The organism is Mesorhizobium sp. WSM4848, from assembly GCF_055811375.1.
In genome coordinates this window covers 1-23,446 of record NZ_JBVVPX010000045.1, presented here as the reverse complement: position 1 = coordinate 23,446, position 23,446 = coordinate 1, and the positions used below count along the sequence as shown (strand labels likewise).

Genomic DNA, 23,446 nt, shown 5'->3' with positions numbered 1-23,446 from the left:
TGAAAGAAAACGGCGCTCTAAGCTTGTCTGGTCGATTTGTAGACGTTGACGCCGAGTTCGCGAATCTTCTTGCGCAGCGTGTTGCGATTGAGCCCGAGGAGCTCCGCAGCCTTGATCTGGTTGCCGCGGGTTGCCGTCATCGACGCGAGCACCAGCGGATATTCGACCTCGGAAAGAATGCGCTGATAGAGGCCGGCGGGCGGCAAGTCGCCGGCGAACGACGCAAAATAGCGCTGCAGAAAATGTTCCACCGCCTGGCCGATGGACAGATCGTCGGGAATGAGATTGCCGCCGCCGGGAACGACAGGCCGCTCGCCGGTCTTCAGTTCCGCCTCGATGACATCGGCGGAAATCTCGTCCTGCGAATAGAGCGCGGCAAGTCTGCGGACAAGGTTTTCGAGCTCGCGCACGTTGCCCGGCCACGGATAGCGCTTCATCAGCTCGATGCCGCCCGTGGAAATACGCTTGGTCTGCAGGCCTTCGCTGGCGCCAAGCTTGAAGAAGTGCCGGACGAGATCCGGAACGTCCTCGGACCGCTCGCGCAGCGCCGGCAGCCTTAGCGGCACGACATTCAGGCGATAGAACAGATCCTCGCGGAAAAGCCCTTGATTGATCAGCGTGCGCAGATCCTTGTTGGTGGCGGCGACGATGCGCACGTCGGTCTTGATCGGCGTTCGGCCGCCGACGGTGGTGTATTCGCCCTGCTGCAGGACACGCAGCAGGCGGGTCTGCGCCTCCATCGGCATGTCGCCGATCTCGTCAAGGAAGAGCGTGCCGCCTTCGGCCTGCTCGAAACGGCCGGTGGAGCGGTTCTGCGCGCCGGTGAAGGCTCCCTTCTCGTGCCCGAACAGTTCCGATTCGATCAGGTCGCGCGGGATCGCAGCCATGTTGATCGCGACGAAGGGGCCGCCGCGGCGGCGGCCATACTCGTGCAGCGCGCGCGCCACCAGTTCCTTGCCGGTGCCCGATTCGCCTGAAATCATCACCGTCAGGTCGGTCTGCATCATGCGCGCCAGCATGCGGTAGATATCCTGCATGGCGGCAGAGCGGCCGACCAGCGGCATCGTTTCCGGCGGCTCGTCCGCCCGCGCATCGATCTTCGGCCGTCGGGGCTCGGAAAGCGCCCGGTTGACGATGTTGAGAAGCTCGGTCAGGTCGAACGGTTTCGGCAGATATTCGTAGGCGCCGGTTTCAGAGGCGCGAATCGCGGTCATGAACGTGTTCTGGGCGCTCATGACGATGACGGGCAGTTCCGGTCGCGCCTTCTTGATGCGCGGCAGCATGTCGAAGGCGTTCTCGTCCGGCATGACCACGTCGGTGATGACGAGATCGCCCTCGCCCGCCGCCACCCAGCGCCACAGCGTCGAGGCGTTGGACGTCACGCGCACCTCGTGGCCGACGCGCGAAAGCGCCTGGTTGAGGACGGTGCGGATGGCCGCATCGTCGTCGGCGACGAGAATATTGCCGCGAACCGTCATTTGCGGTCTCCTTCGCCATCGTCGTCTGTGCCGAACGGCGTTTCTTTCCAGGCCGGCATCAGGATGCGGAAAGTGGTTGCGCGCGGTGTCGAATCGCATTCGATGATGCCGCCATGCTCACCGACGATTTTCGCGACCAGCGCCAGACCAAGCCCCGACCCGTTAGGCTTGGTGGTGATAAAGGGATCAAACAGGATCGGCAGGATGTCTTCGGAGACGCCAGAACCGTTGTCGCGCACGCAGAATTCCAGCGGCAGCGACACGCGGCCCTGCGATCCCGGAACGGAAACACGGATGCCCGGCCGGAACGCGGTCGACAGGGTGATCTCGCCTTGCGGATCGCCGCCAATGGCCTCGGCCGCATTCTTGACCAGGTTGAGGAACACCTGGATGAGTTGGTCGCGGTTGGCGAAAACCGGAGGCAATGATGGATCATAATCCTCCAATATCTTGATCCGCTTGGCAAAACCGTTCTTGGCAATCGCCTTCACATGGTCGAGCACGACATGGATGTTGACCGGATAGCGATCGACGGGCCGCTCGTCGGAAAACACCTCCATGCGATCGACCAGCGAGACGATGCGGTCGGTCTCGTCGGTGATCAGCCGGGTCAGCGCGCGATCCTCGTCGGAAGCCGATAGTTCGAGCAGTTGGGCAGCACCGCGGATCCCGGATAGCGGGTTCTTGATCTCGTGGGCGAGCATCGCGGCAAGGCCGGTCACCGAGCGTGCCGCACCGCGGTGCGTCATCTGACGATCGATCTTGTCGGCCATCGACCGTTCCTGGAACATCACCACGACGGAGCCCGGGAATTCCGACACCGGCGCGACATAGAGGTCGACGACCTTCTCAATGCCGAGGCGCGGCGACGATACGTCGACCCGGTATTCGTTGACCGGTGCCCGGCGCTCGCGCACCTGGTCGACAAGCGTCAGCAACGGGCTGCCGAAGGGAATGAGCTTGGGTAATGTATTGCGGGCGAGCATGGTCGCGCTCGAGCGGAAGAAATCCTCGGCATCGGCGTTGGCGAAGGTGATGAATCCTTCCGCATCGAGCATGATCACCGGGCGGCGGATGGTGTTGAGCACGATGTGTGCGGCGTCCGCCATGTCCATGTTCTGTGCAACGGTGGCATTCATGCTGCGTTCCGCAGGTTCGTCGCCTCGGCAGCGCTTGAAAACACCTCGCACAACGCGGCAACGACGCGGACGGGCTCGAAGCAGGTAAGGATGGCCTTTCGCTGCTCATCGACGACGCCAGCGGCGTGGCGGTCGAGATACCAGCCAAGATGCTTGCGCGCCTGGCGCACGCCGCTTTCGATGCCGTAGAGCGATAGCATGTCCTGGTAGTGGGCAACGACGTAGTCGGCCAGCGCTTGCGGGCTTTCCGGCACACCAGACATCGCCTCTTTTGCCGCGGCTGCCGCGATGCTGCCTGCCGTCCAGGGCGCGCCGTAGTGCGCGCGGCCGATCATCACGGCGTCGGCGCCCGACTGATCGAGGATCATTGCTGCCTCCGCCGGCGAGCCGACATCGCCATTGGCAACGACCGGGATCGAAACAGCCTGCTTTATGCGTGCGATGGCGCGCCAGTCGGCCTTGCCCTGGTAGAACTGGCAGCGCGTTCGGCCATGCACCGTCACCATCTTGACGCCCGCCTGCTCGGCGCGGCGCGCCAGAACAGGCGCATTGAGCGCGCTTTCATCCCAGCCGAGCCGCATCTTGACCGTGACCGGCACCTCGACGGCGCCGACCACCGCCTCGATCAGCGACAAAGCGTGATCGAGGTCGCGCATCAGCGCCGAACCGGCATAGCCGCCCGTCACCTTTTTGGCCGGGCAGCCCATGTTGATGTCGATGATGTCGGCGCCCTCGCCCGCGGCTATACGGGCGCCCTCTGCCATATGCGCCGCCTCACGGCCGGCAAGCTGGACCATGTGCACGGGCAGCCCGGAATGGCGGATGCGCAGGCCGCAACCGGCTCTGCCCCTGGCAAGTTCGCCGCTCGCCACCATCTCGGACACCACCAACCCGGCGCCATGCGCATAGGCGCGCTGCCGGAACGGCTCATCTGTTATGCCCGACATGGGCGCGAGAAAAGCGCGATTGCGGATTCTCACGCGACCTACGTCCAGCGGAGATGCCAATTTGGTCAGGTCGAGCATGCACAAAAACCAAGCATTTTTAGTATCTGCACATTCTCTAGCCAGTATGGCGGCAATGTGCAACGCGCAATGACGTCACATTAAGGCGCATTGGGAAAAATGCCGGCACTAGCCAAAGCGCCGTGCGTGCTTGGGGCGCTTTGGCACTTTGCATCTGCGCATGATCTGTTCCGAAAAGCGATTCCACTTTTCGGGATGATGCGCTAAGCGTCTCGGCATGACAGACGCAAGCGAAAAGCCGGCTTTGGCTGCAGACGACAAGGTTGCTGTCGTTATCGTCGCCGCCGGCCGCGGCGCGCGCGCCGGTCAGGCCGACGGGCCTAAACAATACCAAAGGATCGGCGGCCGTGCCGTCATCGCGCGCACATTGGACGTGTTTTTGGCGCATCCGAGAATCGGTCCTGTCGTCGTCGCCATTCATGCCGACGACAGCGGGCTTTTTCGCAGCGCCGCGGGCGCCAATGCCGATCGGGTGGTCACCGTGACGGGTGGGGCGTCCAGGCAGGACTCCGTCCGGCTCGGATTGCTTGCGCTGAGAGGCCATGCGCCGCGCCGGGTTCTGGTCCATGACGCCGTCCGCCCGTTCGTCGACGCGGAATTGATAGACCGCACGGTCGCCGCCATCGGCGAGCGCCAGGCAGCGCTGCCTGCCCTGCCCGTCGCCGATACGCTGAAACGTGAATCGGCCGCCGGCATGATCGGCGAGACGGTTTCCAGGAACGGGCTTCATGCCGCCCAGACGCCGCAGGGCTTTCCGTTCTGGCCGATCCTGGCCGCCCATGAAAAGGCCCATCATCTGGGCAAGGCGGACTTCACCGACGACGCCGCGATTGCCGAATGGGCGAATATTCCGGTGAAAATCGTTCCGGGCTCGCCGGACAATGTCAAACTCACCTGGGCAAGGGATATCTCGATGGCGGATCAGCGGCTTTCCGGCAAACGGCCGCGTTTTCCGGACATCCGCACCGGCAATGGCTACGACGTTCATGCCTTCGAGCCCGGCGATCATGTCGTCCTGTGCGGCGTCTCCATCCCGCACGACAAGAAACTGTCCGGCCATTCGGATGCGGATGTCGGCCTGCACGCCTTGACCGACGCGCTGCTCGCCACTTGCGGCGCCGGCGACATCGGCACGCATTTCCCGCCATCGGACCCGCAGTGGAAAGGCGTGGCCTCGCGGATCTTCGTCGAGCATGCGGCAGAACTGGTGCGCGCGCGCGGTGGGCGCATCGCCAATGCCGACATCACGCTGATCTGCGAGGCGCCGCGCGTCGGCCCGCATCGCGAAGCGATGACCGAAATCCTTTCGGCAATACTGGCAATTTCCCGGGATCGCATCTCGATCAAGGCGACAACCAACGAAAAGCTCGGCTTTGTCGGACGCGAGGAAGGCATAGCCGCCATCGCGACCGCCAGCGTGGTGTTTCCAGGGGATGTCCCCGAATGAGCAACAGCGATCTCGCAGATGCCCTGCTTCAAGCCTGCCAACAGCGCGGAATCATGCTGGCGACGGCCGAGAGCTGCACCGGCGGCATGATCATCGCCGCCCTGACCGACATCGCCGGCTCTTCGACAGTGGTCGACCGGGGTTTCATCACCTATTCCAACGAGGCCAAGACTGAGATGCTTGGCGTTTCCGCCGCCACGCTCGAGGCGCACGGCGCGGTCTCACGGGAAACGGCGGTCGAGATGGCAGCCGGCGCCTTGGACCATTCGCGCGCCGGGCTAACCCTTGCCGTCACCGGCATTGCCGGTCCGGGCGGCGGCTCGACGGAAAAGCCCGTCGGCCTGGTCTGGTTCGGTATCGCCTTGACCGGCCGGCCGGTCGTCAGCGAATGCCAGTTGTTTGACGACAAAGGCCGCAATTTCATCCGCCAGGAGACGGTCAGGCATGCGCTTGAACTGGGCTTGCGCGCGCTCGCTGCGGATCAGGCTGCCGGCGCTGCGCCATAGATGACGTCGGCGCGCTTCTCGAACGCCTCGGAGAACATGCGGAAGGCGCGATCGAACATCGCTCCCATCACCGCACCCAGAATACGACTCTTGAATTCGTAGTCGATGAAGAAGCAGACATTGCAACCGCCGTCGGCCGGCTCGAAACGCCAGGCATTGCTCAGATATTTGAACGGACCGTCGATATATTTGACGTCGATGGCCTTGTCGTCGGGCTTTAGCAGCACCTGCGTGGTGAACGTCTCGCGGATCGCCTTGTAGCCAATGCTCATGTCGGCGACGAGGAGGGTGCGTCCGTCGCGTTGCTTGCGCGAGCGAACCGTCAGCGCCTCGCAAAGCGGCAGGAATTGCGGATAGGATTCGACATCGGCGACCAGGGCGAACATCTGTTCCGGCGTATGCGCAACGCGGCGATGGGCTTCGAATTGTGGCATGAAACCAGTGTGTTAGGCGGACTTCCTGAGAAACGCTTCCCGTGCCGCGCGCAGCTTGGCGAAATCGTCGCCGGCGTGATGCGACGAACGCGTCAGCGGGCTCGATGCCACCAGCAGGAAGCCCTTGGTTTTGCCGATCGTCTCAAAGGACTTGAATTCCTCCGGCGTGACGAAACGGATCACCGGGTGGTGTTTCTTCGACGGCTGCAGATACTGGCCGATGGTCATGAAGTCGACATTGGCCGAACGCAGATCGTCCATCAATTGCAGGATCTCGTTCCGCTCCTCGCCAAGGCCAACCATGATGCCGGATTTGGTGAAGATCGAGGGATCGAGTTCCTTGACCCGCTGCAGCAGTCTGATCGAATGGAAATAGCGGGCGCCCGGCCGGACTGTCAGATAGTTCGACGGAACGGTCTCCAGATTGTGGTTGAACACATCCGGCTTAGCCGCCACCACGACCTCCAGCGCGCCTTCCTTGCGCAGGAAGTCGGGCGTCAGGATTTCGATTGTCGTCGAAGGCGTTGCCGCCCTGATGGCGCCGATGACCTCGGCAAAGTGCTGAGCTCCGCCATCGGCGAGATCGTCGCGATCGACTGAGGTGATGACGACATGGGTTAGACCCATTTGCTTGACGGCGTGGGCGATGCGCGCCGGTTCATCGGGATCGAGCGCGGTCGGAATGCCGGTGGCGACGTTGCAGAAGGCGCAGGCGCGCGTGCAGATCTCGCCCATGATCATGAAGGTGGCGTGCTTCTTCTCCCAGCACTCACCGATATTAGGGCACCCGGCCTCTTCGCACACCGTCACCAGTCGGTGCGACTTCACGATGTCGCGCGTCTCGGCATAGCCTTTCGACATCGGCGCCTTGACGCGAATCCAGTCGGGCTTGCGCAGCACATCCTGGTCAGGCTTGTGCGCCTTTTCAGGATGCCGCAGGCGCGGCGCATTGGCGATCGTGTCGAGGACGGTGACCATCAGAAATCCAGTTCATTCGCGATCGCCTTCCGGCGTTCGCTTTCACAAGTCATCTAGGACTTTTCGCTGCGAAGAAAAAGGCCGCCGCGACGCATGCCGCCACAGCCATTTTCGCATGGCAAGAGTTCAGCAACTAACGGCGCACCAGGCGCCCTACCCAGATCAGCAGGCAGGCGCCAATGAAACCGGTGATCAAATAGGCGATCCAGCCGGCGCCGAAGGCGCCGATGTTGAGCGCCTGCAGGATGGCATTCAGCACGATCGCGCCGACGATGCCCAGAACGATGTTCATCAAGACGCCCATGTTGCTTTTCATGAACATCTCGGCAAGCCAGCCTGCCAGTCCGCCGATGATGATGGCTGCGATCCAGCCCACGCCATTCACGTCCATATGCCCTCTCCTCTGGTGACGAATGCATTCGGAAACGAATTACCTTGCCGTTGAGTTCCTTGGCTCTCACGTGCCGAGTCTCACGCGGTCAATTTATCATGCGTTCAGAGCGCGACCATAGGCGTCGAGCACACTTTCCTTCATCATCTCCGACAGCGTCGGATGCGGGAAGATCGTGTGCATCAGTTCTTCCTCGGTGGTCTCCAGGTTCATCGCCATGACAAAGCCCTGGATCAGCTCGGTCACTTCGGCGCCGACCATATGCGCGCCGAGCAACTGCCCGGTCTTGCTGTCGAAGATGGTCTTGACAAAACCCTGGTCCTCGCCGAGCGCAATGGCTTTGCCATTGGCGGCGAACTGAAAGCGGCCGACGCGGATGTCCTTGCCTTCGGCCTTGGCTTTCGCTTCGGTCAACCCGACGGAGGCAACCTGCGGGTTGCAATAGGTGCAGCCCGGAATTTTCAGTTTGTCAGTGGCGTGCACGCCGGGGACATTGGCGATCTTTTCCACGCAGACCACGCCTTCATGCTCGGCCTTGTGGGCGAGCATAGGCGGGCCGGCAACGTCGCCGATGGCATAGATCCCGGGCACATTGGTGCTGCCGTAGCCGTCGACGACGACGCAGCCGCGATCGGTCTTCACGCCGAGCGCTTCGAGGCCGAGATTCTCGATATTGCCCTGCACGCCGACGGCCGAGATCATCCGGTCGGCGGTGATCTTCTCGACCTTGCCGTCCTTCATCTCGACATGCGCGGTTACCGAGTTCGCAGCTTTTTCGACCTTGGTGACCTTTGCATCGAGGATGATCTTCATGCCTTGCTTCTCGAATTGCTTTTGCGCGAATTTCGAGACCTCTGCGTCCTCGACCGGCATCACCGCCGGCAGCAACTCGACCACAGTCACCTCCGCGCCCATGGTGCGGTAGAATGAGGCGAATTCGATGCCGATTGCGCCCGAACCCATCACCAGCAGCGATTTCGGCACCTCCTTCGGCACCATCGCTTCGAAATAGGTCCAGATCAGCTTGCCGTCGGGCTCGATGCCGGGCAACGCCCGCGGCCTGGCGCCGGTCGCCAGGATGATGTGCTTGGCAGTGTACGTGCCCTCGCCCTTGGCGCCCTTGGGCGCCGGCGGCTGTGGCTCCATCGGCTTCTTCGACGATTTCGACACGACGATCTCGCCCGGTCTATCGCTGGAAGCTGCCTTGGACAGCTTGGCTTCGCCCCAGATGACATCGACCTTGTTCTTCTTCATCAGGAAGGCGACGCCGCCGTTCAACCGCAGCGAGACCTTTCGCGAGCGGTCGACCACGGCAGCGGTATCGACGCTGACCTTGCCGTCGATCTTCAAGCCGTAGTCCTTCAAATGATCCGAATAGTGCATGATCTCGGCCGAACGCAGCAGCGCCTTGGTCGGGATGCAACCCCAGTTGAGGCAGATGCCGCCGAGATGCTCGCGCTCGACGATCGCTGTCTTGAATCCGAGTTGGGCGGAACGCACCGCCGTGACATAGCCGCCGGGGCCGGAGCCGATGATGATGACGTCGTAGTTCTCAGCCACGGATTTCTCCTCTGATTCTCTAGAGTTCCAGCATGACGCGCACGATTGGCGCCAATGCCTGCCCGATTTTGCGCGTGTTCTCTGCGTCGAGATGGACGCCGTCGAGTGGCGTGGTCTCGGCCACCGAGCCCGCATCGAAGAAGCCGCAGCCGACCTCGTCGGCAAGGGCGGAATATTGCGGTGCCAGCCGCTTCGACGCTTCATCGCCGCCGGCGAACATTTCCTTGAATTCGGCGTTTTCCGTGCGGCTGACGGCGGGCGGCGCGACGATCAAGATCTGCGGCGACGGCCAATCGAACGGGTAGTCGTGACCGCGCACGATATCGATCAGGCGCTGCATGCCTTGCTTGGCGGCGACCGGATTGCCGTGAATCCACGGCTTCATGTCGTTGGCGCCGAGCATGATGATGACCAGGTCGATCGGCGCATGCGTCATCAGGATCGTCGGCAGCACTCTTGCGCCGTTACGGTCGGCCCCGGCGAGATGGTCGTCGAAAGCCGTTGTGCGGCCGTTCAAGCCTTCGGCTATGACCTCGACGCTGGCTCCCAACGTCGCCTGCAGCACACTCGGCCAGCGGTCCTTGAGCGGGTGGCGATCCAGACTTGCCGCATCATAGCCCCAGGTCAGCGAATCGCCGTAGCAAAGGACTGTTTTCATGCGTTTGCCCCACTCCGGCCGAAATCCGCCGGCGCGCGCCTCACCCGCCAGCCCACGAACAGCCAATGCACGACGATCGTTGCAACGCTGGAAAGGCTGAAGGCAAAAAGGCTGGTGAAGAGTTCCCGCACCGCCTTGTTTCCCCTCTAGACCAGCATGCCCATCGGGTTTTCGATCATGCGCTTGAAGGCGCCGAGGAGTTCGGCGCCGAGCGCGCCGTCGACAGCGCGGTGATCGGTCGACAATGTCACCGACATGATGGTGGCGATCTTGATCTCACCGTTCTTGACCACCGCGCGCTCCTCGCCGGCGCCGACCGCCAGGATCGTCGCATGCGGCGGGTTGATGACGGCGGCAAAGTCCTTGATGCCGAACATGCCGAGATTGGACACCGCCGTGGTGCCGCCCTGGTATTCTTCCGGCTTCAGCTTGCGGCTGCGCGCGCGGCTGGCAAGATCCTTCATCTCGTTGGAGATGACCGACAGCGTCTTTTCGTCGGCGCGCCGGATGATCGGCGTGATCAGCCCGCCGGGGATCGACACGGCGACACCGACGTCGGCATGCTTGTGCTTGACCATGGCGCTCTCGGTCCATGACGCATTGGCATCCGGCACCGCCATCAGCGCCATTGCCATCGCTTTGATGACCATGTCGTTGACCGACAGCTTGTAGGCCGGCGCCTCGCCCTTGTCGCTCTTCTTCACCGGGGCGGCACCGTTGATCTGCGTGCGCAGGGCCAGAAGCGCATCAAGCTCGCAGTCGAGCGTCAGGTAGAAATGCGGGATGGTGGTCGTGGCCTCGACAAGCCGGCGCGCAATGGTCTTGCGCATGTTGTCATGCGGGACAAGCTCGTAGGAGCCGTCGGCAAACAGTTTCAGCACCTGGTCGTCCGACATTGGCTTGGCTGCGGCCGCCGGTGCCGGGGCGCCGGCAGGTGCGGCTTTCGCGGCTGGTGCCGCGTTGGCGCCGCCACCGGAAATCGCTGCATCGACATCGGCCTTGACCACGCGGCCGTGCGGACCGGAGCCGGTCACCGCGGAGACATCGACACCGGCTTCCCGGGCGATGCGACGGGCCAGTGGCGAGGCGAAGACCCGTTCGCCGACTGCATGGCCATTGGCAATCGGAGCCGCCTGGGGCGCCGGTGCGGCCGCAGGTTTCGGCGCTTCCGGCTTTGAGGTTTCCGCCTTTGGCGCTTCAATTTTGGGGGCTTCTGTTTTTGCTGCCTCGGCTTTTGCCGAAGCGGCAGCGCCGTCACCGCTCTTGGCGGCAGCCGCCGCATCCTCGCCTTCGGCTGCGAGAACAGCGATCAGCGCATTAACCTTGACGCCTTCGGTGCCGGCCGGAACCACCAGCTTGGCTACCGTGCCCTCATCGACGGCTTCGACTTCCATCGTCGCCTTGTCGGTTTCGATCTCGGCTATCACGTCGCCCGGCGAAACCTTGTCGCCCTCCTTGACCAGCCACTTGGCAAGGTTGCCTTCTTCCATCGTGGGCGACAGGGCCGGCATGGTGATGTTGATCGGCATTTTGTCCTCCCGCCCTGCTCAGCGATATGTGACGGCTTTGACCGCCCCGACGACCTCGCCGATATTGGGCAGCGCCAGCTTTTCGAGGTTTGCCGCATAGGGCATCGGCACGTCCTTGCCGGCAATGGTGATGACCGGCGCGTCGAGGAAATCGAAGGCGCGCTGCGACACCTGGCTGGCGATATGGTCGCCGACCGAGCTCTGCGGAAACCCTTCCTCCACCACCACCAGCCGATTGGTCTTCTTGACCGAGGCGATGATGGTGTCGAAATCGAGCGGGCGGATGGTCCTGAGGTCGATGATCTCGGCATCGATGCCCATGCCGCGCAATTCGGCCTCGGCCTTCACCGTGTAGGCCATGCCGATGCCGAAGGAGACGATGGTGACATCCTTGCCCGACTTGTGGATGCGCGCCTTGCCGATCGGCAGCACGAAATCGTCGATCTTCGGCACATCGAAGGACTGGCCGTAGAGGATTTCGTTCTCGAGGAAGATGACCGGGTTGGCGTCGCGGATCGCAGCCTTCAGCAACCCCTTGGCGTCGGCGGCAGTGTAGGGCATCACCACTTTCAGGCCTGGAATGTGGCTGTACCAGGCGGCATAGCACTGCGAATGCTGGGCGGCGACGCGTGCGGCCGCGCCGTTTGGCCCGCGGAAGACGATGGGAGCGCCCATCTGGCCGCCGGACATGTAGAGCGTCTTGGCGGCGGAGTTGATGATATGGTCGATCGCCTGCATGGCGAAGTTGAAGGTCATGAACTCGACGATCGGCCTCAGGCCGGCCATCGCCGCGCCAACGCCGACGCCGGCAAAACCGTGCTCGGTGATCGGTGTGTCGACGACGCGACGCGGCCCGAATTCCTGCAGCAGCCCTTGCGTGATCTTGTAAGCGCCCTGGTATTCGGCGACCTCCTCGCCCATCACGAAGACGTCATCGTCACGGCGCATCTCCTCGGCCATCGCGTCACGCAGCGCTTCGCGCACGGTGGTCGAGACCATTTCCGTGCCGGCCGGGATGTCGGGATCGGCGGCGATTTCGGTTCTCGGCGCCGCGGCGACAGGTGCTGCGCCCTCGCTTTTGGCCGCAGCAGGCGCTGGCGCTGCTGTTTCAGCCTTGGCAGGTTCCTCGCCGATGCCTTCGCCTGCCTTGCCGATGTCTTCACCATCAACGGCGAGCACGGCGATCAGCGTGTTGACCTTGACACCTTCGGTGCCGGCAGGAACAACGATCTTGGCTAGCGTGCCTTCGTCGACGGCCTCGACTTCCATCGTGGCCTTGTCGGTCTCGATCTCGGCGATGACATCACCAGCGACAACCTTATCGCCCTCTTTCTTCAACCATTTGGAAACATTGCCCTCTTCCATGGTCGGCGAGAGAGCGGGCATGAGAATTTCGATCGGCATGTCTTTGCCCTCTCGTTACAGTACGATGTCGGTCCAGAGCTCGGACGGATCCGGCTCTGCGTCGTTCTGGGCAAATTCGGCGGCGTCGGCGACAATGTCGCGAACCTCCTTATCGACTGTCTTGAGCTCGTCCTCATCAGCCCACTTCTTGTCGAGCAGGCGCGCCTTGACCTGCTCGATCGGGTCGCGCTCGGAGCGCATCTTCTGCACTTCTTCCTTGGAACGGTATTTTGCCGGATCGGACATCGAGTGGCCGCGGTAGCGGTAGGTCTGCATTTCGAGAATCAGCGGCCCCTTGCCGTCACGGCACCATTCGGTGGCGAGATCACCGGCTGCCTTGACCGCGCGGACGTCCATGCCATCGACCTGGATGCCGGGGATCTTGAAGGAGGCGCCGCGGTGCGAAAAATCCGTCTCGGCCGACGAACGCGTTACCGAGGTGCCCATGGCATAGCGGTTGTTCTCGATGATGAAGATCACCGGCAGCTTCCACAGCGAGGCCATGTTGAAGCTCTCATAGACCTGGCCCTGATTGGCGGCGCCGTCGCCGAAATAGGTCAGTGTCACATTGTTGTTGCCACGATAACGATTGGCGAAGGCGAGGCCGGTGCCGAGCGAAACCTGCGCGCCGACAATGCCGTGGCCGCCGTAAAAATGCTTCTCCTTGGAGAACATGTGCATGGAGCCGCCCTTGCCCCTGGACAAGCCGCCACGGCGCCCGGTCAATTCGGCCATGACGCCGCGCGGCGACAGTTCCATCGCCAGCATATGACCATGGTCGCGGTAGGCGGTGATCATCTGGTCGCCGTCGATCAGCGCCATCTTCATGCCGGTGACAACTGCTTCCTGGCCGATATAGAGGTGGCAGAAGCCGCCGATGAAGCCCATGCCGTAGAGCTGGCCGGCCTTTTCCTCGAAGCGGCGAATAAGCAGCATGCGCCGGTAGGCGTCAAGCTCCTCATCCTTGGTGAAGTCGACAGGCTTGGGGGCTGAAAGCCCTGCCGATTTGCCGTCGGATTTGGGTTTGGTTTTGGCAGGCGCTTTTCTGGCGGCGGTGGCCATGCATCACTCCCTGTTGGCGTCTCTTGCGGACACTGAGGGAGATCAGTTCTCCCCACCGATTTGGCAAAGGCTAACACGCGGGAAAGCGTTTCGCCATGCTGAAAAATGCATGGCTGACATGCGTCTAAGCGATTGAAATCGTTGAAAATATCGGCGATTAACTTGAATTTGGTTATCTTGCCGTAGCCGGCAACATGATGGTGATTTCGTCGGCGTGGGACACATTGAGCGCCTTGCGCGCCTGCTCGTCGAGCATGTCCTTCTCCAGCGTGCCCTGATGCATCAGCTGAACACGCCGCTGCAGGTCGAGCCGGCGGGCCTTGACGGCGTCGAGCTTACCTTGCAGGTCGACGGCTTCGGCTTCCAACCGGTATTTGGAATAGATGCCGAATTCGCCGTGATAGGCGTGAAAGCCGAAATAGGCGAGGAACGCCACGCAGAGCGACGGGATGATCAGCCGACCGGTATTTCTCTGCTTGTGCTGACGTGTCCACATGATCCAAATCCCTTAGAGCGCCGGGCGCCCGCTTGGATGCGCAAGGGGCGCTCTAACCATTCTGCGACCTCACCCTTTCTCGCCCGATTGTGCTTAATGGACGGTTACGGACGACCGGATCTGGCGGTGCTGAAACAAAAAAGGCGAGAATGCCCCGCCCTTTCGTTTTCGGATTTTCTGCGGCTCAGCCCTTCACGATCGACTTGCCGGCGTAGAGCGCCTGCTTGCCGAGCTCTTCCTCGATGCGGATGAGCTGGTTGTACTTGGCCATGCGATCCGAGCGCGACAGCGAACCCGTCTTGATCTGCCCGCAATTGGTGGCGACGGCGAGATCGGCGATGGTCGAATCTTCGGTTTCGCCCGAGCGGTGCGACATGACCGCGGTGTAGCCGGCCTTGTGCGCGGTCTCGACGGCGTCGAGCGTTTCGGTCAGGGAGCCGATCTGGTTGACCTTGACCAGGATAGAATTGGCGACGCCCATGCGGATGCCGTCGCGCAGCCGCGCCGTATTGGTGACGAACAGATCGTCGCCGACCAGCTGGGTCTTGTTGCCGATGAGCTCGGTCAGCGTTTTCCAGCCGTCCCAGTCGTCTTCGGCCAGCCCATCCTCGATGGTGATGATCGGATAGTCCGCTGCGAGCTTGGCCAGATACTTGGCCTGGGTCTTCGGATCGCGGGTCTTTTTCTCGCCTTCATAGACGTAGTTGCCGTCCTTGAAGAATTCGGTCGCGGCGCAGTCGAGGCCGAGCGCAACCTCTTCGCCCGGCTTGAAGCCGGCCTTCTCGATCGATTCCATGATGAAATCGAGCGCGGCGGGCGCGCTTTTCAAGTTGGGAGCGAAGCCACCCTCGTCACCGACATTGGTGTTGTGGCCGGCGTCCTTCAGCCGCTTCCTCAGCGTATGGAAGATTTCCGAACCCCAGCGCACGCCGTCACGCAGTGTCGGCGCACCGATCGGCAGGATCATGAATTCCTGGAAATCGATCGGGTTGTCGGCATGGGCGCCACCGTTGATGATGTTCATCATCGGCACCGGAAGCACGTGCGCCTTGGTGCCGCCGACATAGCGGTAGAGCGGCAGGCCAGACGCTTCCGCCGCAGCCTTGGCCACCGCCAGCGACACGCCAAGGATCGCATTGGCGCCGAGGCGGCTCTTGTTGGGCGTGCCGTCGAGCTCGATCATGGTCTGGTCGATGTGGATCTGGTTCTCGGCTTCCATGCCGCCGATAGCTTCGAACAGCTCGCCATTGACGGCCTCTACCGCCCGCAGGACGCCCTTGCCGAGGTAGCGGGCGCCGCCGTCGCGCAGTTCGACCGCCTCATGCGCGCCGGTCGAGGCGCCGGAAGGCACCGCAGCGCGGCCCATCGAGCCGTCTTCGAGCACGACGTCGACCTCGACGGTCGGGTTTCCGCGGCTGTCCAGGATTTCACGCCCGACAATGTCGATGATGGCAGTCATTGCGATGTCCCCGATTGATCTGACGAAGCGTCGCGCACGTCTTAGCCAAAGTGCTGCAAAACGCAATCGTGGCGTCCGCAAATATTGCCGCCACTTCCACCACATCGAATCACGAAGCACAAATTGCTGTCATCATAAGTCATGTCAGCCAGAGGTCTTGGCGGCGTGCGGCTTTCTGGTTATGCTCACAGCTGCGCGGGGCGAAACAGGAGGAGTTTCGCCATGTCTCAGTTGAGCGGTATCGTGAGTTTGTTCCTGATCGCGGCGGCGTTTTTGACGTCGTGTGACACTCAGCAGCCTCAACAGGGCGCGGTAGAGTTGTCGACCCTTGCAGCGGAGTAGTTATCCTGCGGAAAAGGCCCCCGGTTCAACCGGGGGCCTTTTTGATTCCGGCAGAGCAAGATCAATGCCAGTAAGGCTCGACCTTGTAGTAACTGTATGACGCATCACGCGCGGCCTGGCCGTCGGCGCCCGTCAATTCGTTGATCGAATAGGCGGGAGCTGCCTTCAGTTGCTCCTTCGTGAACGGCACGACATAGCCGCCCTTGTCCTCGTCATAGTCGAGGCTCGCCCACGGAATGGCGTGGTACTTCTCGCCGATGCCGAGAAATCCGCCAAAGCCGATCACGGCAAACATGATTCCATTCGATAATTTGTCGAGCATGACATCCTCGATGTCGCCGATGTGCGTGCCTTCCGTGTTGTAGACGGAAGTGCCGATCACCCGCGAGGCAGCGATGGCTTCAGTGTGTCCTGTCTGGGTTGTCATGATGTGCTCCTTTTGTCGTTCACTTCAGGTTCGACAATGAGGAAAGGGCTGCGAAGGTTCCAGACTTTTATGGACGCGATCATACGTGCAGGGCTGATCACTCAGCGAGGATGAAGGTGACCTTCATATTGACGCGGTAGGCGGAGATCTTGCCGTTCTCGACGACGACCTTCTGGTCCTGGATCCAGGCGCCTTCGACGTTCTTCAATGTCTTTGCGGCGCGGGCAATCCCCTGTTCGATGGCGTCCTGAAAGCTGTTATTCGACGATGATGTGATTTCGGTGACGCGGGCGACGGACATGGCTTCCTCCTCCAAGGCACTCGGTTGCCCGGGCAGCGTACAACCGGCGCCTGTTGATCACAAGTTTCGGGGTCGGAATTAGGGCTGGACCGCTGAACTTGCTCAGCCCTTGGCGACGCGATCGAATGCCATCAGCCTTTCAAGCAGCGGCCGAAGGTGTTTCAGCGGCACCATGTTGGGACCGTCGGAGGGGGCGTTGTCGGGATCCTGATGCGTCTCGATGAAGACGCCGGCGACACCGACCGCAACCGCGGCGCGCGCCAGCGTCTCGACGAAGCGCCGATCGCCACCCGAGGAGCCGCCCTGCCCGCCCGGCTGCTGCACCGAATGCGTGGCGTCGAAAATCACCGGCGCGCCGATCTCGGCCATGATCGGCAGGGCGCGCATATCGGACACCAGCGTGTTGTAACCGAAGGACGCGCCGCGCTCGGTGACCAGCACATTGGCGTTGCCGGAGCCGGTGACCTTGGCGACGACGTTCTTCATGTCCCACGGTGCGAGGAACTGGCCCTTCTTCACATTGACGACCTTGCCGGTTCTTGCCGCCGCGATCAGCAGATCGGTCTGGCGGCTGAGGAAAGCCGGAATCTGCAGGATATCGACATGCGGCGCCACGAGCGCGCACTGTTCCTCGGTGTGAACGTCGGTCAGGATCGGCAGCGAAAACGCCTTGCGCAAATCGTCGAAGACGGGCAGTGCCGCATCGAGCCCGGCGCCGCGCGTGCCGCCAAGCGAGGTGCGGTTGGCCTTGTCGTAACTGGTCTTGTAGACGAGGCCCAGCCCGAGCTTCTCGGTCAGTTCCTTCAGCGCGCCAGCCATGTCGAAGGCGTGCTGGCGCGATTCAAGCTGGCACGGGCCGGCAATCAGCGACAGCGGCGCGGTGTTGCCGAAGACGACATTGCCGACGGTTACGGACGAATTGGGCTTGCTCATGCTTTCTCCTGGAAAACCAAGGCCGCACCCTGCCCGGATGCCGGCCGCACGACAATATCATCGCCGCGTATGTCGTGTTCGACGGAATTTGCTGCAAGCAGCTTGGCGACCGTGTCGGCGAAACCAACTGAAAAGACGATCGCCGCGAAGCGGAGTTCCGATGGCGCGCCGGCAGGTATGCCGAAGCGCGTTTCGAAAGCGACGGGGTCACGCAGGGTCAAGGTCGCGTTCGGCAGGTCAAGCGCAGTGCCGCTCCCCTGCCCGGTCGCCGGACTGCGCGTCGCGATCGAAATCAATCGGCGCTGTTCGGATGGCTCGGTGCTGACCGCCACGACTTCGACAATGCCGGTTGCGCCATTAGCGTGGACCTGCAGCGCACCGCGGTCCACTTTCGGCGCATTGATCCGCTCGCAGGCAAACAGGAATGCGTCCGTCGCCCCGGTGCCGGAGGCGAAGGCCAGTTTGAACGATGCCGTGTCGCTGTTTCCCGCCGCGTCGGTGAAGGCGCGCGAAAAGCTCAGCATGTCTCCAGCCGACAGGCCGGCTTCGACATAGCGCGCGTGGTCGGCATCCGCATTTTGGGTGCCCAGGACAAGGGCGGAAAATCCCTCATTGCCGCAGCTGTCGCGATAGGCGCGATCGCGCGCGACGAAGACGTTGCCGTCAGCGATTGCTTTCGCCGCCGCTTGCGCATTGCCCACTGCCAGCGGCTCGAGATAGCTGCCGTCCTCAAGGAAGACGCAGCAGTTTTCCGTGCCGAAAGGATGGATGCCCGTCGGCGCCACAACAAAGCCAAGCGAAACCAGCCGCGCCCGCGCCACGTCGAGGCTCGCGGTCGGCAGCACAAGATGGTCAAGCCGATAAGCTCCGGGCGGACAAGCGCCGGGCGAAGGAGGGCGTGCTGGCATCGTCTCGATCATGCCGGCGCGGTGTGCATCATTCCGGAAGTTGGTTCAAGTGCCCTCGCCTGACGCGAAGGGATTTCATAGCGGCAGCGGTCGTCGCCGATGGCTGCTCTTCGCCATGCTGGCTTGGGGCGCGCCAAAGCGGCCGCCCCGACCGAACCAACCGCCGCAGACGGGTGCGCTCCTGTTCGGTCAGTTTCACTTCAAGTCGCAGCCACAATGTCCGCCGAATAGCGCAATTCGCGCAGCGGTTTGACCTGGCTGGTCGTCTCGGCATAGAGCGGATGCGCCTTGTAGGCGGCCAGAGCGGAGTCATCCTCGAACTCGGCATAAACGACCACGTCGATCTCGTCCGAAAGCGGGTCGACCTTGTTGTTGAGCGTCACCTCGAACCGACGAGAATGGGGGATGTTGCCCAGTGCCAGCAAGCCGGTGCGTACGGCCTCGACATCCTCTTTATGCCGTGCGCTGAAGAAAACGATATGCCGGATCAACCCCAGCCTCCTCGATCGATGTGCAAGCGTGTTTTGTGTGGGCGACCGTGTTTTGTGTGGGCAACACGGGCGCGTCAACCGGCAATGATGTCGCGGCAACAACGCGTTGGGCGAGGAGAGGAAACTACATCATACTGGTGATGTAGCGCACGATGCGCGTTATCTCCCTGACCGTGGTGTCGAGATAGCTGCCCTGATTGTAGAGCCCATCCCAGATCAGGAAGAACGTGACGGCGCAGATGACAATGACATAACGCATGGCTAAAACTACTGCATCCGGGTGGCTGCAACCATAGTGATTCCGGCGTTGATCAGCGCCCTCCCCCAAAATCTATCCATTGATCCGTGTTCGCTTGCCTTGGCTCTTGAAGTTCCCTTTGATGGCGTGAGAGATTGCTGCGGGGATTCATCGGGAAGCGGCGTTCGCGCCCTGCCGAATGAACTGCGAGAGTTGGAAACCGGCGATTTTGCGCCGGCGCCGCAGAAGTCCCGGGGGCATGACATGGCTCACAAGGAAGACACCGGCGTTGCGTCGGGCGACGCGGTCAAATTGGACGAATTCAATTTCGCCGAGACCGTCAAAGGCCTGCCGGCCAAGGCGCGCATGGTGCTGTCGGCGGCGATGAACCTGCCGCGTGGCTCGCTCAAGGTGAGGTTGCCGGACGGCCGCGCCGTCCTCGTCGGCGGCAAGGGCCCGGGTCCGGACGCCGAACTGGTGCTCAAGAACTGGCGTTTGCCCGGCCGTGCCTTCACCGGCGGCACCATCGGCATCGCCGAATCCTACATCGACGGCGATTGGGACAGTCCCGATGTGACCAGTTTCCTGGAACTGTTCGTGGTCAATTCAGAAATCGGAGAGCGCATCGCCGGCGGCGCCAGCTGGCTGATCAACGCCATCCAGCGTGTCCGCCACTGGTTCAACCAAAACACCCGCACCGGCTCGAAGCGCAACATTTCGGCCCATTACGATCTCGGCAACGCCTTTTACAAGGAATGGCTGGATCCGAGCATGACCTATTCGTCGGCGCTCTATGCGGCTGGCGCCAACGATCTGGAAAGCGCGCAAGCCGCCAAATATCGCGCGCTGGCCAAGGACACGGGCATCGGCGCGAACGACCACGTGCTTGAAATCGGCTGCGGCTGGGGCGGCTTTGCCGAATTCGCGGCGCGCGAGATCGGCTGCCGCGTCACCGGGCTGACGATCAGCCACGAACAGCATGATTTCGCCAGAGCACGCGTCCAGAAGGCTGGATTTGCCGACAAGGTCGACATCAAGCTGCAGGACTACCGCGACGAAACCGGTTCCTACGACCGCATCGCTTCGATCGAGATGTTCGAGGCGGTCGGCGAAAAGTACTGGCCTGTGTTTTTCGGCAAGATGAAGGACTGCCTGCGGCCTGGCGGCACTGCCGGCCTGCAGATCATCACCATCAACGAGAAAGCCTACGATACCTATCGCGCCCGGCCGGATTTCATCCAGCGTTACGTCTTCCCGGGCGGCATGCTGCCGACGCCGTCGATCCTGAAAACGCTCGGCAGAGACCATGGTCTTGATCATCTGCGCGAGCGCATTTTCCCGGACGACTATGCCCGCACGCTCGCCGAATGGCGCCACCGCTTTTGGGGGTCATGGGAAAAGATTGTCCCGCTCGGTTTCGACGACCGCTTCAAGAAGCTCTGGGAGTTTTACCTGCATTATTGCGAAGCCGGCTTCCGCGCCAGCTATATCGATGTCCGCCAGGTGGTTTACAGGGCTTAGGGCAACCGCCGACGGGTTGATCGTGCCCTGGCTGATGCGGTAGCACAATCACGTCGCGGTTGGTGTCCGGCGCCCTTGCAGATGATCTTCGAGGTGATGGTCTCCGGGAAATTGCCGCGCCGCCGGCGCGGTAGTTGTTGGTGGCGACGACCAGTTTCCGCATGGGAACAATTGGTTCTCCGTCGAACATCAAGTCGATGATGCGGTTCGAGCCGGCTCCTGTTCAACGACGCGCCAGCCTTCAACAGCGTACCAGGTCCTGCCCGAAGCAGAGCTTCGCGCCTGAATCCGGTCGAGTCCACAAGGAACAGATGACGTGCGGATGAATGCGCGCCGGCGGAAACGTCAGCGCCTGTCGTCGTCGCCTTGGGTGATCAGCCGCGCGCTGCGCTGCCCTGTCAGGTAGATCCATAGCCAGCTCAGCGAAACCGCAAGCCGGTTACGGAAGCCGATCAGGAAATAGATGTGCGCCAGGCCCCAAAGCCACCAGGCCAGCCGGCCGGTGAGCTTGATCCAGCCGAAGTCGATCGCGGCGGCGCGCTTGCCGATCGTCGCCAGATCGCCGTCATGCTTATAGCGGAAAGGCCGCGGGGTTGCGTCGCCGGCAAGTCGGGCCTTTATCGTCGCGGCGACATGCCGGCCCTGCTGCTTGGCGGCGGGTGCTACGCCGGGCATCATGCGGCCATCCGGCCGCAGGACGTGCGCAGCGTCACCTACGACGAAAATCTCCGGGCTGCCCGGCACGGTCAGATCGGGCTCGACCAGCACCCTGCCGGCGCGGTCCGCTGCCGCCCCCAGCCATTCGGCGGCCGGCGAAGCGGCGACGCCTGCTGCCCACAGGATCGTCCTGGCCGGCAGATACGTTTCGCCGAAGACGACACCCTCCGCGTCGTCACATCCTTGCGCTTGCGCAGGAGATGGCGGATCGGCCAGGCGACTTCCGAGGTCGCCAGTGCGGTGGTCGCCACCTGATAGAGCAGCGGCTGGAAAGATGGTGGTTGCGCTTGTCGATCATGGTGATGCGCATCGGCGCACCGTCAAGCGCGCGGGTGAATTCGAGACCCCCAAAGCCGGCTCCGACGACGACGACATGATGGCTGGATTTGTTCATCTCATTCACTCCGGGAGCAGGTTGGCCGGGAGAGCAGGTGGGCCGGGAGAGCAGGCTGGGCCGCGAGGGCAGTTGGCCACGAGAGCAGGCTGGGGAGCAATTTCGCCAAGGCTGATGTAGCTACTTTGTGCACCGCAACAACTTCCGACTTTGCTGACTGCCCGCCAAGAGATGTCGCTGTTGCACATGCCCCATCCTGCCGCCGAGTATAATTTCATCGAAGCAGACGACAGGAGTGAAAGTTGGCTAGCGATCATGACGACGACGGTCCGGGACAATATTCCTCGCCGCCTTGCTTCATGCACGAGCTCGACCCGGAATTCCGGGCGCCCCTAGCCGATTGGAACGACGTGAAACGATGGCGCAAGGCCGAGCGCGAGCGGCTGATTGCGGCGCGCCTCGCTGTCCCGGCTGACGTGCGGTCGGCAATGTCGAAGCGCATCGGCGAAAGCCTCGACGCGGTGATCGGCGACATTGCCGGCCGCATGGTCAGCCTCTACTGGCCGTTCCGCGGCGAGCCGGATTTGCGGGCCTGGATGGCTTCTGTCAATGAGCGCCGCGGCCGTACCGCGCTGCCTGTTGTCGTCGAAAAAGGCCGCCCGCTCATCTTTCGCGCCTACGCGCCGGGCGACCGGCTTGAGAAGGGCGTCTGGAACATCCCGATCCCGGCTGGAGGCGATCCGGTGCTGCCCGACATCGTCATTTCGCCTGTCGTCGGCATCGATCCGAGACAGTATCGGCTGGGCTATGGCGGCGGCTTCTTCGACCGCACGCTGGCGGCGATGCCGTTCAAACCGTTGGTCATCGGTGTCGGCTACGAACTGCAGCGCATCGCCACCATCTACCCGCAGCCGCATGATATCCCGATGGACGGCGTGGTAACGGAGGCTTTCAAAGCCTAGGCAAGTTCCGGCTTCATCCCGACCGCCGTCCGGTCGACGATCTCGCGCAAGGCGAACGACGAGTTGATCTTCGTCACATGCGGCATCGCCGACAGCCATTCCTTGTGGATGCGCTCATAGTCGACGAGGTCCTTTGCCGCGATGCGCAGGATATAATCGTATTCACCCGACATCAGGTGGCAGGACAACACATTCGGGCAGCGCTTTATCGCCGCCTCGAAATCCGACAGTGTCTTCTCGAATTGCCCCGACAGCGATATATGCACGATCGCCGTCATCTGGTGGCCAAGAGCGGCATTGGAAAGCCGGGCGTGGTAGCCGCGGATGGTTCCGGATTTCTCCAGATTGTCGAGCCGCCGCGAGCAGGCCGACTGCGACAGACCGACCTTCTCGGCAAGCGCCGCGTTGGGTATCCGCCCATCCCGTTGCAACGTTTCGAGGATGGCGATATCAATCCTGTCGAGCGGCATTTTTCGGGATTCCTGCGACAATCCAGCTGTTTTGCGCAACAATTATCGAACCGTGCCGTCTTGCGCAAGCGCATTCGCAAACACCTACGCGACGATTCGTGGTTCACTGTCTGTCAACAGCGAACATGCCCCAAAAGGCTGGATCAGGAGGAGAAGAAGATGCGCGTCGGCTGCCCCCGGGAAATCAAGAACCACGAATACCGCGTCGGCCTGACGCCGGGATCGGTCCGCGAATA

General features: G+C 62.2%; 25 protein-coding genes and 2 pseudogenes. 4 read left to right on the top strand and 23 right to left on the bottom strand.

The genetic code is table 11. The annotated features are described in order from the left end of the window. Positions 1 to 17: 17 nt before the first annotated feature. The 3 genes from ntrC to dusB are packed head-to-tail and all read right to left on the bottom strand — an operon-like array spanning position 18 to position 3,642. Positions 18 to 1,478 carry a nitrogen regulation protein NR(I) gene (gene ntrC / locus AC0L16_RS29565; RefSeq protein ID WP_473624939.1) on the bottom strand — a complete coding sequence of 487 codons (1,461 nt, stop codon included), beginning with the start codon at positions 1,476 to 1,478 and terminating at the stop codon, positions 18 to 20. Continuing rightward, positions 1,475 to 2,617 (bottom strand): two-component system sensor histidine kinase NtrB, encoded by a 1,143-nt coding sequence (locus AC0L16_RS29560; RefSeq protein WP_023799225.1) that lies wholly within the window; start codon positions 2,615 to 2,617, stop codon positions 1,475 to 1,477. Before AC0L16_RS29560 ends, ntrC begins: the two co-directional genes overlap by 4 nt. Next, positions 2,614 to 3,642 carry a tRNA dihydrouridine synthase DusB gene (gene dusB / locus AC0L16_RS29555; protein WP_473624938.1) on the bottom strand — a complete coding sequence of 343 codons (1,029 nt, stop codon included), beginning with the start codon at positions 3,640 to 3,642 and terminating at the stop codon, positions 2,614 to 2,616. Before dusB ends, AC0L16_RS29560 begins: the two co-directional genes overlap by 4 nt. A gap of 217 nt (positions 3,643 to 3,859) precedes the next feature. On the opposite strand from dusB, the gene AC0L16_RS29550 reads away from it, so the two are divergent. Together AC0L16_RS29550 and AC0L16_RS29545 are read left to right on the top strand one after the other, a co-directional pair. Further along, on the top strand, positions 3,860 to 5,089 hold the full coding sequence (locus AC0L16_RS29550) for a bifunctional 2-C-methyl-D-erythritol 4-phosphate cytidylyltransferase/2-C-methyl-D-erythritol 2,4-cyclodiphosphate synthase (protein ID WP_473624937.1): 1,230 nt from the start codon (positions 3,860 to 3,862) through the stop codon (positions 5,087 to 5,089). After that, the gene (locus tag AC0L16_RS29545) at positions 5,086 to 5,595 is read left to right on the top strand and encodes a CinA family protein (protein ID WP_473624935.1); all 510 of its coding nucleotides are present in this window, start codon (positions 5,086 to 5,088) and stop codon (positions 5,593 to 5,595) included. Before AC0L16_RS29550 ends, AC0L16_RS29545 begins: the two co-directional genes overlap by 4 nt. On the opposite strand, the gene AC0L16_RS29540 is transcribed toward AC0L16_RS29545, so the two are convergent. The 16 genes from AC0L16_RS29540 to AC0L16_RS29465 form a co-directional block, all read right to left on the bottom strand. Continuing rightward, positions 5,571 to 6,029, bottom strand: coding sequence for a type II toxin-antitoxin system RatA family toxin (locus AC0L16_RS29540; protein WP_473624934.1), 459 nt, complete (start codon positions 6,027 to 6,029; stop codon positions 5,571 to 5,573). The genes AC0L16_RS29545 and AC0L16_RS29540 overlap by 25 nt on opposite strands. Positions 6,030 to 6,041: 12 nt before the next feature. Then, positions 6,042 to 7,007 carry a lipoyl synthase gene (gene lipA, locus AC0L16_RS29535; protein WP_473624932.1) on the bottom strand — a complete coding sequence of 322 codons (966 nt, stop codon included), beginning with the start codon at positions 7,005 to 7,007 and terminating at the stop codon, positions 6,042 to 6,044. A gap of 133 nt (positions 7,008 to 7,140) precedes the next feature. Beyond that, complete coding sequence (locus AC0L16_RS29530) at positions 7,141 to 7,398, bottom strand: GlsB/YeaQ/YmgE family stress response membrane protein (protein ID WP_254026183.1); 258 nt, start codon at positions 7,396 to 7,398, stop codon at positions 7,141 to 7,143. A gap of 96 nt (positions 7,399 to 7,494) precedes the next feature. Further along, a complete protein-coding gene (gene lpdA, locus AC0L16_RS29525) occupies positions 7,495 to 8,958 on the bottom strand; it encodes a dihydrolipoyl dehydrogenase (RefSeq protein ID WP_473624931.1) in 1,464 nt (487 codons plus the stop codon). A 19-nt stretch (positions 8,959 to 8,977) separates the two neighbouring features. Beyond that, positions 8,978 to 9,616 (bottom strand): SGNH/GDSL hydrolase family protein, encoded by a 639-nt coding sequence (locus tag AC0L16_RS29520; protein WP_473624930.1) that lies wholly within the window; start codon positions 9,614 to 9,616, stop codon positions 8,978 to 8,980. 146 nt (positions 9,617 to 9,762) lie between these two features. Next, positions 9,763 to 11,145 (bottom strand): pyruvate dehydrogenase complex dihydrolipoamide acetyltransferase, encoded by a 1,383-nt coding sequence (locus tag AC0L16_RS29515; protein WP_473624929.1) that lies wholly within the window; start codon positions 11,143 to 11,145, stop codon positions 9,763 to 9,765. An 18-nt stretch (positions 11,146 to 11,163) separates the two neighbouring features. After that, a complete protein-coding gene (locus AC0L16_RS29510) occupies positions 11,164 to 12,549 on the bottom strand; it encodes a pyruvate dehydrogenase complex E1 component subunit beta (RefSeq protein WP_473624928.1) in 1,386 nt (461 codons plus the stop codon). Between the two features lie 15 nt (positions 12,550 to 12,564). After that, the gene (pdhA, locus tag AC0L16_RS29505; RefSeq protein WP_473624927.1) at positions 12,565 to 13,611 is read right to left on the bottom strand and encodes a pyruvate dehydrogenase (acetyl-transferring) E1 component subunit alpha; all 1,047 of its coding nucleotides are present in this window, start codon (positions 13,609 to 13,611) and stop codon (positions 12,565 to 12,567) included. Between the two features lie 172 nt (positions 13,612 to 13,783). Then, positions 13,784 to 14,107 carry an FtsB family cell division protein gene (locus AC0L16_RS29500; RefSeq protein WP_128187469.1) on the bottom strand — a complete coding sequence of 108 codons (324 nt, stop codon included), beginning with the start codon at positions 14,105 to 14,107 and terminating at the stop codon, positions 13,784 to 13,786. 184 nt (positions 14,108 to 14,291) lie between these two features. Continuing rightward, on the bottom strand, positions 14,292 to 15,566 hold the full coding sequence (eno, locus tag AC0L16_RS29495) for a phosphopyruvate hydratase (protein ID WP_473624925.1): 1,275 nt from the start codon (positions 15,564 to 15,566) through the stop codon (positions 14,292 to 14,294). A 403-nt stretch (positions 15,567 to 15,969) separates the two neighbouring features. Further along, positions 15,970 to 16,335 carry a PRC-barrel domain-containing protein gene (locus AC0L16_RS29490; RefSeq protein WP_254021018.1) on the bottom strand — a complete coding sequence of 122 codons (366 nt, stop codon included), beginning with the start codon at positions 16,333 to 16,335 and terminating at the stop codon, positions 15,970 to 15,972. Positions 16,336 to 16,432: 97 nt separating this feature from the next. Then, positions 16,433 to 16,636, bottom strand: a complete 204-nt coding sequence (locus AC0L16_RS29485) for a dodecin family protein (protein WP_254026191.1) — start codon at positions 16,634 to 16,636, stop codon at positions 16,433 to 16,435. 102 nt (positions 16,637 to 16,738) lie between these two features. Beyond that, on the bottom strand, positions 16,739 to 17,569 hold the full coding sequence (kdsA, locus tag AC0L16_RS29480) for a 3-deoxy-8-phosphooctulonate synthase (RefSeq protein ID WP_473624924.1): 831 nt from the start codon (positions 17,567 to 17,569) through the stop codon (positions 16,739 to 16,741). Beyond that, complete coding sequence (locus AC0L16_RS29475; RefSeq protein ID WP_473624923.1) at positions 17,566 to 18,477, bottom strand: VOC family protein; 912 nt, start codon at positions 18,475 to 18,477, stop codon at positions 17,566 to 17,568. Before AC0L16_RS29475 ends, kdsA begins: the two co-directional genes overlap by 4 nt. A 200-nt stretch (positions 18,478 to 18,677) precedes the next feature. After that, positions 18,678 to 18,968 carry a Dabb family protein gene (locus AC0L16_RS29470; protein ID WP_473624922.1) on the bottom strand — a complete coding sequence of 97 codons (291 nt, stop codon included), beginning with the start codon at positions 18,966 to 18,968 and terminating at the stop codon, positions 18,678 to 18,680. Between the two features lie 124 nt (positions 18,969 to 19,092). Further along, the gene (locus AC0L16_RS29465) at positions 19,093 to 19,227 is read right to left on the bottom strand and encodes a hypothetical protein (RefSeq protein WP_274609392.1); all 135 of its coding nucleotides are present in this window, start codon (positions 19,225 to 19,227) and stop codon (positions 19,093 to 19,095) included. 243 nt (positions 19,228 to 19,470) lie between these two features. Here AC0L16_RS29465 and AC0L16_RS29460 point away from each other — a divergent pair, with 243 nt between their 5' ends. Continuing rightward, positions 19,471 to 20,727: a class I SAM-dependent methyltransferase gene (locus AC0L16_RS29460; protein WP_473624920.1), complete on the top strand. Its 1,257-nt coding sequence runs from the start codon at positions 19,471 to 19,473 to the stop codon at positions 20,725 to 20,727. Here AC0L16_RS29460 and AC0L16_RS29455 read toward each other — a convergent pair. From AC0L16_RS29455 to AC0L16_RS29445, 3 genes and pseudogenes are all read right to left on the bottom strand, one after another. Then, positions 20,728 to 20,938, bottom strand: a pseudogene (locus tag AC0L16_RS29455) (2',3'-cyclic-nucleotide 2'-phosphodiesterase); the annotation flags it as partial. 134 nt (positions 20,939 to 21,072) lie between these two features. Continuing rightward, a pseudogene (locus AC0L16_RS29450) lies at positions 21,073 to 21,624 on the bottom strand (NAD(P)/FAD-dependent oxidoreductase); the annotation flags it as partial. Then, positions 21,620 to 21,838, bottom strand: coding sequence for an FAD-dependent oxidoreductase (locus tag AC0L16_RS29445; RefSeq protein ID WP_473624919.1), 219 nt, complete (start codon positions 21,836 to 21,838; stop codon positions 21,620 to 21,622). The pseudogene AC0L16_RS29450 and the gene AC0L16_RS29445, both read right to left, overlap by 5 nt. A 242-nt stretch (positions 21,839 to 22,080) precedes the next feature. Between AC0L16_RS29445 and AC0L16_RS29440 the strand changes: the two genes are divergently transcribed. After that, on the top strand, positions 22,081 to 22,740 hold the full coding sequence (locus tag AC0L16_RS29440; protein WP_473624918.1) for a 5-formyltetrahydrofolate cyclo-ligase: 660 nt from the start codon (positions 22,081 to 22,083) through the stop codon (positions 22,738 to 22,740). Here AC0L16_RS29440 and AC0L16_RS29435 read toward each other — a convergent pair. Then, complete coding sequence (locus AC0L16_RS29435) at positions 22,737 to 23,210, bottom strand: Lrp/AsnC family transcriptional regulator (RefSeq protein ID WP_023799250.1); 474 nt, start codon at positions 23,208 to 23,210, stop codon at positions 22,737 to 22,739. The two genes, AC0L16_RS29440 and AC0L16_RS29435, sit on opposite strands and share 4 nt — an antisense overlap. Positions 23,211 to 23,446 lie beyond the last annotated feature (236 nt).